This is a genomic window from Xanthobacter variabilis, from assembly GCF_043831965.2.
Taxonomy (GTDB): domain Bacteria; phylum Pseudomonadota; class Alphaproteobacteria; order Rhizobiales; family Xanthobacteraceae; genus Xanthobacter.
Window position 1 is genome coordinate 2591234 of sequence record NZ_CM195533.1, and the last position, 11987, is coordinate 2603220.

General features: G+C 64.4%; 14 protein-coding genes. All 14 read left to right on the forward strand.

The window, feature by feature from the left end; translation table 11 throughout:
• The first annotated feature begins 13 nt into the window (after positions 1-13).
• Positions 14-1225 (forward strand): flagellar hook protein FlgE, encoded by a 1212-nt coding sequence (locus tag V5F26_RS11200; protein ID WP_234053980.1) that lies wholly within the window; start codon positions 14-16, stop codon positions 1223-1225.
• 25 nt (positions 1226-1250) lie between these two features.
• On the forward strand, positions 1251-2720 hold the full coding sequence (flgK, locus tag V5F26_RS11205) for a flagellar hook-associated protein FlgK (RefSeq protein WP_394057630.1): 1470 nt from the start codon (positions 1251-1253) through the stop codon (positions 2718-2720).
• Positions 2721-2725: 5 nt separating this feature from the next.
• Complete coding sequence (locus V5F26_RS11210; protein ID WP_234053982.1) at positions 2726-3763, forward strand: flagellar hook-associated family protein; 1038 nt, start codon at positions 2726-2728, stop codon at positions 3761-3763.
• A 20-nt stretch (positions 3764-3783) separates the two neighbouring features.
• The gene (flaF, locus tag V5F26_RS11215; RefSeq protein WP_394057632.1) at positions 3784-4131 is read left to right on the forward strand and encodes a flagellar biosynthesis regulator FlaF; all 348 of its coding nucleotides are present in this window, start codon (positions 3784-3786) and stop codon (positions 4129-4131) included.
• Positions 4128-4547, forward strand: coding sequence for a flagellar biosynthesis repressor FlbT (gene flbT / locus V5F26_RS11220; protein ID WP_234053984.1), 420 nt, complete (start codon positions 4128-4130; stop codon positions 4545-4547). The genes flaF and flbT overlap by 4 nt, the downstream gene beginning before the upstream one ends.
• 55 nt (positions 4548-4602) lie before the next feature.
• The gene (flgD, locus tag V5F26_RS11225; protein ID WP_234053985.1) at positions 4603-5019 is read left to right on the forward strand and encodes a flagellar hook assembly protein FlgD; all 417 of its coding nucleotides are present in this window, start codon (positions 4603-4605) and stop codon (positions 5017-5019) included.
• On the forward strand, positions 5016-5282 hold the full coding sequence (gene fliQ / locus V5F26_RS11230; RefSeq protein WP_234053986.1) for a flagellar biosynthesis protein FliQ: 267 nt from the start codon (positions 5016-5018) through the stop codon (positions 5280-5282). The genes flgD and fliQ overlap by 4 nt, the downstream gene beginning before the upstream one ends.
• Positions 5283-5472: 190 nt before the next feature.
• On the forward strand, positions 5473-7557 hold the full coding sequence (flhA, locus tag V5F26_RS11235) for a flagellar biosynthesis protein FlhA (RefSeq protein WP_234053987.1): 2085 nt from the start codon (positions 5473-5475) through the stop codon (positions 7555-7557).
• Complete coding sequence (locus V5F26_RS11240; protein ID WP_234053988.1) at positions 7554-8309, forward strand: flagellar biosynthetic protein FliR; 756 nt, start codon at positions 7554-7556, stop codon at positions 8307-8309. Before flhA ends, V5F26_RS11240 begins: the two co-directional genes overlap by 4 nt.
• A 7-nt stretch (positions 8310-8316) precedes the next feature.
• A complete protein-coding gene (locus tag V5F26_RS11245) occupies positions 8317-8718 on the forward strand; it encodes a hypothetical protein (RefSeq protein WP_234053989.1) in 402 nt (133 codons plus the stop codon).
• Positions 8719-8767: 49 nt separating this feature from the next.
• The gene (locus V5F26_RS11250; RefSeq protein WP_394057636.1) at positions 8768-9337 is read left to right on the forward strand and encodes a rod-binding protein; all 570 of its coding nucleotides are present in this window, start codon (positions 8768-8770) and stop codon (positions 9335-9337) included.
• 20 nt (positions 9338-9357) lie between these two features.
• Positions 9358-9717, forward strand: a complete 360-nt coding sequence (locus V5F26_RS11255; protein WP_509210502.1) for a hypothetical protein — start codon at positions 9358-9360, stop codon at positions 9715-9717.
• Positions 9714-10199: a hypothetical protein gene (locus V5F26_RS11260; RefSeq protein ID WP_394057640.1), complete on the forward strand. Its 486-nt coding sequence runs from the start codon at positions 9714-9716 to the stop codon at positions 10197-10199. The genes V5F26_RS11255 and V5F26_RS11260 overlap by 4 nt, the downstream gene beginning before the upstream one ends.
• Before the next feature lie 34 nt (positions 10200-10233).
• A complete protein-coding gene (locus V5F26_RS11265) occupies positions 10234-11910 on the forward strand; it encodes a methyl-accepting chemotaxis protein (protein WP_394057642.1) in 1677 nt (558 codons plus the stop codon).
• The last annotated feature ends 77 nt before the right edge of the window (positions 11911-11987 follow it).

The window sequence follows — 11987 nt, forward strand, 5'->3', positions numbered from 1 at the left end:
GGAGCCAAGCCAGATGAGCCTTTACGGAATGATGCGCACGAGCGTGTCGGGCATGAACGCGCAGGCGAACCTCCTCAGCACGGTGGGCGACAACATCGCCAATTCGGGCACCATCGGCTACAAGGCGGCCAGCGCCGACTTCTCCTCGGTGATGCTGCAGTCTGAAACCGGGAGCGGCGGCGACTATCAGTCGGGCTCGGTGAAGACCACCATCAGCTATGACATCTCGGCCCGTGGCGAGCTCGACTATACCGGCAAGGGCACGACCGATCTAGCGATTCAGGGCAACGGCTTCTTCCTGGTGACGGACACCTCCGGCCAGACTGTTCTGACCCGCGCCGGCAATTTCACGCAGGATGCCTCCACTAACAATCTGGTGAATGGCGCCGGCTACACGCTCATGGGTTACGCCGTGGCCGCAGACGGCACGGTCGACTCGACCCAGCTCGTGCCCGTGAATATCGACAAGGCGACGGTGACCGCTGCGGCCTCGACGGATGCCACCTTCGCGGCGAACCTGCCGACCAGCGCGGCCATCGGCGACACGATGACCACCTCGCTCACCGCCTATGACGCCCTTGGCTCTCAGCGCAATGTCAGCCTGACCATGGAGAAGACCGCGGTGGACGCCACCACCGGCGCCGTGACCTGGACGGTGACCGCGAGCGGGGACGTGGACCCGGCGACCTACACGCTCACCTTCGACAGCTCGGGTGTTCTGACCACCAGCCCGGCCACCTTCTCCCTGGCGGTTCAGAATTCGCTGAACGCGACCACCACCACGCCGGTCACCCTCGACCTGTCCGGCATGGTGCAGAAGGACATGGACTACACCCCGCTGACCACGGACATCAACGGCAGCTCGGCCTCGGTCCTGTCGGATATTTCCATTGATGGCGACGGCACTGTCTATGCGGTGAACGGCGATGGTGACCAGTTCGCCATCTTCAAGATCCCGCTCGGCTACGTCACCAGCCCGGACAACCTGACCCCCCTGTCGGGCAACGCTTATCAGATCAACAATTCCTCCGGTCCGCTGCAGATCGGCTACGCGGAATCGGCCGGCCTCGGCACCATGGTGTCCGGCGCGACCGAGGGTTCCACCGTCGACACGGCGAGCGAGCTGACCACCATGATCGTGGCGCAGCGTGACTACACCGCGAACTCGAAGGTCTTCCAGACCGGCACCGAGCTTCTCGACGTGCTGATGAACCTCAAGCGTTGAGCGGCCGAGCTGCTGGGGGATCGCTATGAGCTTGACCGCTGCCTTCAACACTGCCCGCTCGTCGTTGCAGGCCACGTCCACGCGGCTGTCGGTGTCGGCAAGCAACGTTGGCTCGGCCGACAGCGCTTCGGCTTCCAGAAAGATCGCCGTGGTCACCACGTCGGCCGATGGTGGCGCCAAGGTCGTCACCATCACGCGGGCGTCGGATTCTGCGCTGTTCGACAAGATGCTGTCGTCCACCTCGTCGAGCGCGCAGCTGAAGGCATTGGATGACGGGCTGACCGTCCTCCAGAAGACCGTCGGCGACACGGAGAGCGAAACCTCTCCGGCCGCGCTGCTGGGCACCTTCTCGAATGCTCTCACGGCTGCCGCCAATGCGCCCGATGACACCGCGCTCGCGGCGGCGGCGGTGTCGGCTGCGCAGGATCTGGCTGTGTCGCTCAATGATGCCAGCGACGCGGTTCAGCAGGTGCGCACCGATGCCGACTCGGCCATCGCTGCCTCGGTCGGCAATGTGAATGACTTGCTGTCGCAGTTCCAGGATGCGAACGACGCCGTGGTGCGCGGCACCGCGCTCGGGACCGATGTGACGAACGCCCTGGACCAGCGGGACAGTATCCTCGCGCAGCTGGCGGAGGAGATGGGGATCTCCACTCTCACGCGCGACAACAATGACATCGCCATCTATACGGACAGCGGCGTTACCCTGTTCGACAAGACCGCCCGCTCCGTTACTTTTGCGGAATCGGGCATGCTCGACGCTTCCAGCTCGGGCAATGCCGTCTATGTGGACGGTGTGGCCGTCGCGGGGCCCGGCGCCAGCACCTCGATGGCTCTGAAATCGGGCACGATCGTGGGTCTCACGACGTTGCGGGACGATGTCGCCGTCACATATCAGGCGCAGCTCGACGAGGTTGCCCGCGGTCTCATCGACACCTTTGCCGAGACCGATCAGAGCGGCCTTGGCGGGCCGACGATGGCGGGCCTGTTCACCGCCAGCGCCGGCGACACCTCTGTGCCGGGTTCCATGGTGGCCGGTCTCGCTGGGTCGATCACCGTGAACGCGGCCGTCGATACGGAGCAGGGGGGCACGCCCTTCGCGCTGCGCGACGGTGGCATGAACGGCACCTCCTATCTCTACAACACCGGGGCCGAGGCGAGCTACGGCACGCGCCTGACCAGCCTGGTGGACACCCTGGCCCAGTCGCGGACCTATGACGCAACGGCCCAGCTGCACGACGGCACCAACCTGATGGGGTTTGCGACCAGCTCCGTGAGCTGGCTTGAGGGCCAGCGCTCAACGGTGTCCTCGCAGTTGGACACCCAGGCCGCGGTCCTGTCGCAGGCCTCCACCGCCCTGTCCTCGGCGACGGGCGTCAATCTCGATGAGGAATATGCCCTTCAGCTTGAGCTGGAGCGCAGCTACCAGGCGTCCTCCAAGCTGATCGGGGTGGTGAGCAACCTCTACGACCAGCTGTTCAGCGTGATCGGGTGACGGCAATGAAGAGCTCCTTTGTTTCCACCTTGACCTGGACCAGCAGCGCGCTGAAGTCCGTTGCTCGCCTGCAGAACGAGATGGCGAAGGCCACCACGGAGATTGCTACCGGGCGCTATGCGGATGTGGGGCTCAGCCTTGGACTCCGGACCGGGCAGAGCGTTTCGCTCTACTCGACCAAGGCGGCCATTTCCTCGCAGACGCTCAGCAATAATTTCGCCTCGAACATCGTCGGCACCTCGCAGACGGTCATGGCGAAGCTGATTGCCGATGGCGATGAGTTTCTTCAGGATCTCATCACGGCTCAGTCTTCCAGTGCCGACCCGAAGACGTTGGTGACGCAGGCGGAAACGGCATTGGCGACGCTGACGGACAACCTGAATACCTCGGATGGCCAGCGCTACCTCTTCGCGGGCACGAACAGCTCCGTGCAGCCGATGGCCGCCTACGAGGACGGGCCCGAGGCGGCGGTCACAGCGGCTTTCACGGCGGCTTTTGGCGTCAGCCCCACCGATCCGGCGGTGAGCAATATCTCGGCGAGCGACATGGAAACGTTCCTGAACGGAACATTCGCGGACCTGTTTGCTGACCCCTCATGGGGCAATACCTGGTCGAGCGCTTCCGATCAGCCGCTCACCAGCCAGATCAGCAGCAACGCACGCGCGAACATCACCACCACGGCGAATATCGACGGGGTGCGCAACCTGACCATGGCCTTGACGATGGTGGCGAAGCTCGGGACCGCCAATCTCTCGGCTGAGACCAGGGCGGTGCTGGTGGACAAGGCGACCACCGTGGCGGGCGCCGCCATCTCGCAGATTACGACCGTCAGCGCGAGCCTTGGTGTCACGCAGAGCCGGATCAATAAGGCCAATGATGTCCTGAGTAGTGCCAGCACACTGGTTGAGACGCAGATTTCAAACCTTGAAGGGGTTGATACTGCCGAAGCCAAGACACGCCTGGATAATATGACGACACAGCTTGAGATGTCCTACTCGACGACGGCGACGTTGATGCAGTTGTCGCTTCTCAACTACGCTTGATCCCACGTAAGAGGGGTGCCATGTACAAATTCGCATATGCGGAAATTCTCGACGAGGCTGGGACCTCCGGGCGCGAGCGCGAACGCCAGGCGTTCGACATGGCCATGGATCTTCTGGTTCAGGCACAGGCGGCGGGCCCTGGAACCCCGGAAATGCGCACGGCGCTGCTGACGGTGCAGAAGATGTGGCGGTTCTTCATCGCCGACATCGCGGACGCGCAGAACGAGCTGCCGGAAACCCTGCGCGTGAACCTGGCGTCGCTCGGCCTTTGGATCATCCAGGAAGCGGATCGCATCCTGAGTGATCCGACCCGGGATGTGGCGCTGCTGATCGATGTGAACCGCACTATTCGGGACGGCCTGAAATGACGAAGGCGATGCGTATCTCGCTGAAGGCCGGAGAGAAGATCTATCTCAACGGTGCGGTGTTCTGCGCCGACCGCAAGGTGACGCTCGAGCTGCTGAATGACGCTGTCTTTCTGCTCGAGGGTCACGTGATGCAGGTGGAGAACACCACCACGCCTTTGCGTCAGCTCTACTTCATCGTGCAGTCGGTGCTCATGTATCCGAGCAGTGCCGATGAGGCCCGGCGCCTGGCGTCGGGGCACCTGACCGCGGTGATGCGTGCCTACTCCAACCAGGAGATGCTGGTGCAGCTGGAGCAGGTGAAGTCGGCTCTCGCCGAGGATCGGTGCTTTGATGCGCTGCGGCAGCTGCGGCAGCTCTTCCCCCTTGAAGATTCGATCATCGAGGGCAACGCCCTGCAGCAGTGCGAAGTGGCCTGAGGGCGGCCTCGCGCAATCCTGATATGGCACGGTCCACGGTGGGAAGGATGCCGCAATGACTTCTGTTTCAAGCACCACGAGCGCCGCCGCTGCGACCAGCACGAAGAGCACGAGTTCGTCGGCCGCGTCGGCGACTTCCATCGACTATGACACCTTTCTGCAGCTCCTGGTGGCGCAGCTTCAGAACCAGGACCCGACGAATCCGATGGATTCCACGGCCTATCTGTCGCAGCTCGCGTCCTTTTCCCAGGTCGAACAGCAGATCACCACGAACAGCAAGCTCGATGCCATGCTGACGTCGTCCGCGCTGCAGTCGGCGGAGTCGGCCATCGGCAAGACGCTGACTTCGGCGGATGGCTCGGTTTCCGGAACGGTGGCGTCGGTTCAGATCACCAGCGACGGTGTCGTCGCGACGCTGACCAGTGGCAAGACCGTCGCCATCGAGGATGGCGTGACCCTGAGCGGCTCGTGAACGAGGCGGACGCGCTCGATCTGGTCAACTCCGCCATTTGGACGGTGTTGGTCGCGGCCGGGCCGGCCGTTGCGGCGGCCATGATTGTGGGCATTCTCGTGGCCCTCTTTCAGGCGCTGACCCAGATCCAGGAAATGACGCTGACCTTCATTCCCAAGATCCTTGCGGTCTTGGCGGTTGCGGCGTTGACGGCCTCCTTCATGGGTTCGCACATCATGGCGTTCACGGAAGAGGTCTATGGTCGGATTTCGAGCGGCTATTAGCGTGCGGCGGGCTTGGCCTCAGGCGGGGCGAGCAGGGCGGGGGCCTTCCGGTCATCTTGTCCGGGCAGAGTGGGGGAGGGGCTGAGGCACGGCCCCGGGATGTTAAACGGTAGACCCGCGTTTTGGCGGCTCTGGGAATGGTGATTGAGGATGTGGCGAGGGGCCTTGGTGTTGGGCGGAGCTTGAGAGCATGGCCGACATCCCAGCTACTGACAGCGTAGCGGCGCGCTCGCGTCGTGACATCGGGTTCGCCATGGGTATCGTGGCGATCCTTGGCGTCATGTTCCTGCCCATCCCGCCCATGTTCATCGACATGGGGCTGGCGCTGTCCATCGCGTTGTCCGTTCTCATCCTGATGGTGTCGCTGTGGATCAATAAGCCACTTGAATTTTCCTCCTTCCCGACGGTGTTGCTGATCGCGACCCTGCTGCGGCTGGGCCTCGGCATCGCCACCACGCGCCTCATCCTCTCGCACGGCAGCGACGGCGTGCACGCGGCGGGCTACATCATCGCCGGCTTCTCGCAGCTGGTGATGAGTGGTGACTTCGTTATCGGTATCGTCGTGTTCGTCATTCTGGTGACGGTGAACTTCCTCGTCATCACAAAGGGCGCCACGCGTATCGCCGAGGTGGGCGCCCGCTTTACCCTCGACGCCATCCCCGGCAAGCAGATGGCCATCGACGCCGACCTCAATGCCGGCCTCATCGATGACCGCGAGGCGCAGCGGCGCCGCTCGGAGCTTGAGGAAGAAAGCTCCTTCTTCGGCTCTATGGACGGCGCGTCCAAGTTCGTGCGCGGCGAGGCGGTTGCGAGCCTCATCATCATCGCGGTGAATATTTTCGGCGGCATCATCATTGGCGTAACGCGCCACGGCATGCCCATCGGGGATGCGGCCAACGTCTTCACGCGCCTTTCGGTGGGCGACGGACTGGTGGCGCAGATCCCGGCGCTCATCGTGTCACTGGCCGCCGGCCTGCTGGTGTCGAAGGGTGGTACCAAGGGCCGGGCGGAAATGGCGGTGCTGGGGCAGCTCGGCGCCTATCCGCGGGCTCTGTTCGTCGCCTCGGGTCTCATGTTCGCCATGGCCGTGGTGCCGGGCCTTCCGCTGCTGCCGTTCGCGATTCTCGGCGGCGTGCTGGCGTTCGTCGGCTATTCGATTCCCAAGCAGCTTGCCAAGAAGCAGGCGCTGGAGGCCGAGAAGGCCGAGGCGGAACGCCAGAAGAAGGAGCGGGAGCAGCGCGAATCGGTGAAGGAAAGCCTGCGCACGCCGGAAATCGAGGTGTGTGTGGGCAAGCAGCTGGCGGGCCAGGTGCTGCGCACGCCCACCGAGCTCACCAACCGCATCGGCAAGATGCGGCGCAAGTTCGCGGTCCGCTACGGGTTCGTGGTGCCCGAAATCCGCATGAGCGAAAGCCTTTCGGTTCCCAACAAGAGCTACCAGATCAAGATTCACGGTACGGTGGTCGCCACCCAGGAGATGCGCATCGGCGAGTTCCTGGTGGTGGTGGGCGACGGGCCGAAGCCGGATGTGCCCGGCGAGGAAGTGCGTGAGCCGGCCTTCGGCATGAAGGCGGTGTGGGTCGCGGAGGCCTATGGCAGCGAGGTGAAGCGCGAGGGCTACGCGCCGGTCGACAACCTCACGGTCATCCTCACCCATCTCAGCGAGGTCATCGCCAACAACTTGCCGCAGCTCCTGTCCTACAAGGACATGCGGGGTCTGCTGGATCGGCTTGATCCGGAGTATAAGAAGCTCATCGACGATATCTGCCCCTCGCAGATTTCGTCCTCGGGCCTGCAGGCGGTGCTGAAGCTGCTGCTGTCGGAGCGCGTCTCCATCCGCAATCTCAACCTGATCCTGGAGGCGATCGCCGAGATCGTGCCCCACGCGCGGCGCTCCGAGCAGGTGGCCGAGCATGTGCGCATGCGCATGGCGCAGCAGATCTGCGGCGACCTTTCCGACGGGGGCGTGCTGAACGTGCTGCGCCTCGGCAGCAAGTGGGATCTCGCCTTCCACCAGAGCCTGAAGCGCGATGCCAAGGGCGAGGTGGTGGAGTTCGATATTGACCCGCGGCTGGTGGAGCAGTTCGGGGCCGAGGCGGGGGCGGCGATCCGCGACCGCATGAAAAATGGAGCGAGCTTCGTTCTGGTGACCGCGCCGGACGCGCGGCCCTATGTGCGAATGATCGTGGAGCGCATGTTCCCCTCCCTGCCGGTGCTGTCCCATGTGGAGATCGCACGTGGCGTCGAGATCAAGTCGCTCGGAACCATCTCGTGAACGAGGCGGCCAGCCTCGCGGTCATCGTGGCCATGCTGGTCTTCTGCCGCATCGGCTCGTGCCTGATGCTGCTGCCAGGGGTGGGCGGGCGGAACATTCCCACCCAGGTGCGCCTGTTCCTTGCGCTTGCGCTCAGCTTCGCATTCGTGCCGGTGGTCTATGGCGTGGTGGCGCCGCGGGTGGAGCATGCGTCGGTGAGCCTGCTGGTGTCCGCCATCGTCGCCGAGATGCTGACGGGGGCGCTGCTGGGCTTCCTGGTGCGCATCTACATTGCCGCCCTTGAAACCATGATGAACTTCGCCTCCCAGGCGGTGGGCCTTGCCGGCATCGCGGGAATGTCGCTGGAAGACAACGTTTCGCTGCCGACGCTCGCCAGCCTGTTCACCATCACCGTCGTGGCGCTCATCTTCATGAGTGACCTGCACCTGGAACTGGTGCGCGGCATTTTGGAGAGCTATCGCCGGATGCCGCCCGGCGAGCTGATCAATTTCGGCGCGGCGCTGGCCAATGTGGTGGACCAGTTCTCCGAGACCTTCGTGATCTCCCTGCGCATCGCCAGCCCGTTTGTGCTCTATTCCATCGGCGTGAATCTGGCCCTGGGCCTGGTGAACAAATTCACTCCGCAAATCGCCGTTTATTTCATTGCGGGACCATTCATCACTGCGGGGGGGCTGTTTTTGCTCTATATGAGTATCTCTCAGCTTCTGTCGCTGTTCATGCTCGCCCTGAGCGGGTGGGTGCGAACGCATTGAGGGCGCGATGAAGGAACGTCTCAAGAAAGCCGAGCGGATCCGAGCGGTGCGCGAGCAATTGCAGCGGGCCGCGGAGTGGCGCCTCGTGGCGATCGCACGCGAGAAGGAGGCGATCGAGGAGCAGCGTCGCGCGCTGCTGGAGACGCTGGCGGATGACCTGTTCGGGCCGCTGCTGCTCGAGCACGCGGGCCGCCGTCTGGGGCGCCTGGCCGTTGAGGCGGAACAGGCCAATGCCCGGCAGCAGGCGCAGGAGCAGCGCGTAAAGGAAGAGGCATTGGCGGTGAAGCGGGCCGAGCACATGGAAGAAGACGCCCGCCGCGATGCTCATGCGGCCGAGGAGCGGGCCCTGGTGGGCGAAATCGCGGAGGCGAGCGCGCTGCGTCCGCCACGGGATGCAAGCTTCACATAAGCATAGCGCTTCAGCATTATCCGGTAGTTGAGCATAGGGGGCGGCTGTCATGGGCATCAGCCCGATTTCCGATTTCGTCGTGGATGTGATGCAGAATGCCGAGACCTCGCGGGTGCGCCAGGTCGTGGGCAAGCTGAAGGCCCTGTCGACCGGCGGCGGCGCGGATTTCAGCGCGACGATGACGAAGACCGGCGCCTCGGACAGCGCCAAGGGCGCGGACACCGCCAAGGGTGCCACGGGGCTCGACGAAGATGCCCAGGCCAAGTCGCTCGCGATGATTCCCGCCGGGGTCGCCTTTTCCGGCACCAGCCTGACCACGCTGCGCAACGCCCATGCGCTCAGCGGCCGGTCGGTGGACCAGTTTGCGGCGCGCCCGTCGCCACCGCCGGCAGCGCTGAAGAAGTTTGAAGGCATGGTGCTCGCCAACTTCCTCGACACCATGATGCCGCAGACGGACAGCGTGTTCGGAAGCGGCACCGCCGGCTCGGCCTGGAAGACCATGCTGACGGAGAAGATCGGTGATGCCATCGCCAATGCTGGCGGCATCGGTATCGCTCAGAGCATCGCGCGGGCCGCTGGCAGCCGTTATGCCGACGGCAAGACGGGAGAGAGCTCGTGAGTGCGGAAATTCGGTCAGCCGTGAATCCGTCCGTCGCCACCTTGCTGAGCGCCATCGATCACCTCGAGGAGGCGCTCGACGCGGAAACGACCGCTTTCGAGACCCGCACGCCGCTCGATATCGTGGAAAGCAACCGCCGGAAGAGCCGGTGCCTGCTGGAATTGAGCCGGGCCGCGCGGGCTCTGCCGCCGGTTGCCGATCCTGAGCTGCTGGCCCGGGTTGCCGGCCTTAAGAAAAAACTGGAGCGCAACAGCTACGTGCTTTCGGTTCAGCTCGCCGCCGCCCAGGAAGTGGCCTCCATCCTCGACCGCGCGATGCGCGAGGCGGAATCGGACGGCACCTATTCGGCAACGATTGGACACGGTGAGCGTCGGAGATGATTCGCTTCATCATCATCGGCGTGTGGGTGTGTGTGGTGGCGCTGGCTTCAACCTACGCCGCCGCCTATTGGGTCGCCGGAACGGACCACGGTAAGTCCGAAGAGCCCTACATTTCGGGGCTCGAGTATCGCCGCCTGCCGGTCATCACCGTGCCTATGATCATCGACGGTTCGGTGAAGGGCTATGTGCTTGTGAAGCTGGTGTTCACGGCCGACGCCGCACAGTTGCGCAAGATGTCCATCGACCCGGGCATCTTTGCGGTGAATGCCGCTTTTCAGGAAATTTACGTTAACGGCCGCGTCGAGAGCGGCAAGATGTCGAAATACAATCTTCCGGAAATGCTCGAACGCGTGCGCCAGGCCACCAACGCGCAACTGAATGGGGATGTTGTGCGTGAGGTTCTGGTGGATTCCCTGAATTATGTCGATAAGACGGATCTGCGCAGTGGGCCGCCGCCTGGGGTGGGGGGCGGAGGCAAGTGAGTGGTTGCGTAAGCAATAATAGGGGCGGGGGCAGATGAAGATCGCGGGGAAAATCTATTCCATCGTCGCCGTGCTGGGGGTGGCCGCGCTGGCCATCTGCGTGGTGGCGGTGCTGGGCGTGTTGGCGGTGTCCGACGCCGCGGAGCGGCTCGACAATGTCTGGCAGCGCGCCTTTCTTACCGAGCGCGTGAACAAGGACGTGGCGATGGTCACCGTGTACACGCGCGGTGTCTACGTCTCCAAGAACGACACCGAGGTCCGGGTCGCCGCGAACGACACCGAGCGCTGGCTCGTCAACCTCAACAACGATCTCAACACCCTGAAGGGGTTGGCGCCCGCAGACGCCGCGGCCGACACGCAGCGTCTGAGCGACGATGTGCAGGCCTTCGCCGAGCTGGTTCGGGCCATCCTCAAGGCTTCGCTGGCGGAAGGGCCGCAGGCGGCGCTCACCGCGGGTGGTGGTCTGGCCGCCAACGTGGCCATTCGCACCGCTTTGCAGAAAAGCCTGGACCGCGCCACGTCGGAGATCCGCACCAAGCTCGATCCGCTGCGTGACGAGCAGGCGTCCACGCGTCAGCGCACCCTTTGGATGCTGATCATCTTCACGGCGGTGGGCCTGGTGGCTGGCGTGGGCATCGCGCTCTATATCGGCACGCGCAAGCTGAGCCGTCCGCTGCAGCAGGTGTCCTCTTCGATCCAGAAGCTGGCGGACGGCGATCTCGACGTCGCCTTGGCCACCCAGCGCCCGAAGGACGAAATCGGCGACCTGTGGAACTCCACCGAGCGTCTGCGTGACGAACTGCGCGCCGCCGACGATATGCGGCGCGAGCAGCAGGTGGCCGCGACCCGCGCGAGCGAGGAAAAGCGCGTCAGCATGCACCGCCTCGCGGAGGAGTTCGATCGCGCGGTCGCCGGCGTCGTTCAGACGGTGTCCGATGCCGTGGGCGTGCTGGAGCGCAATGCCGGCTCCATGCGGTCTTCGGCGGAGGAAACCTCCCGTCAGTCCACTGTTGTGGCGGCGGCTGCCGAGCAGGCCACCAGCAACGTGCAGACCGCAGCTTCCGCGGCTGAGGAGCTGGCCGCGTCGGTGCGCGAGATTTCCAGCCAGGTGACGGTTTCGGCCAAGGTGGCCCGGGAAGCGACGACCCAGGCGAACGGCACGGCCGAAGTGGTGCGCGGCCTTGCCGTCAGCGCCGGGCGTATCGGCCAGGTGGTGAACCTCATCACCGACATCGCCTCGCAGACCAATCTGCTTGCGCTCAATGCGACCATCGAGGCGGCGCGCGCGGGCGATGCAGGCCGCGGTTTCGCCGTGGTGGCGCAGGAGGTGAAGAGCCTCGCGGAGCAGACTTCGAAGGCGACGGAGGAGATCTCCGGCCAGATCAGCGAAGTCCAGCGCGCGACCGACGAGGTGGTGCACGCCATCGAGGCCATCGGCGGAACCATCCGTCGGATCGACGAGATCTCGAGCGCGATCGCCGCGGCTATTGAGGAGCAGGGCACAGCCACGGGCGAGATTGCCCAGAATGTGCATCAGGCCGCGCAGGGGACGCAGGAGGTTTCGTCCTCCATCTCCAGCGTGAGCACCGCGGCTGCGGATACGGGGCGCGCCTCTGGCGATATCGTCAGCGCGGCCAGTGATCTGTCGTCCCAGGCAACTCACCTGCGCAGCCAGGTGACGGCTTTCATCGAGCGCGTCCGCGCCGCCTGATGGCGCGACGTCGGCGGAAACGGCCCGCGCCGAAACGGCGGCGCGGGACATTCGGCGAAGCTCAGACGGGCCAAGCC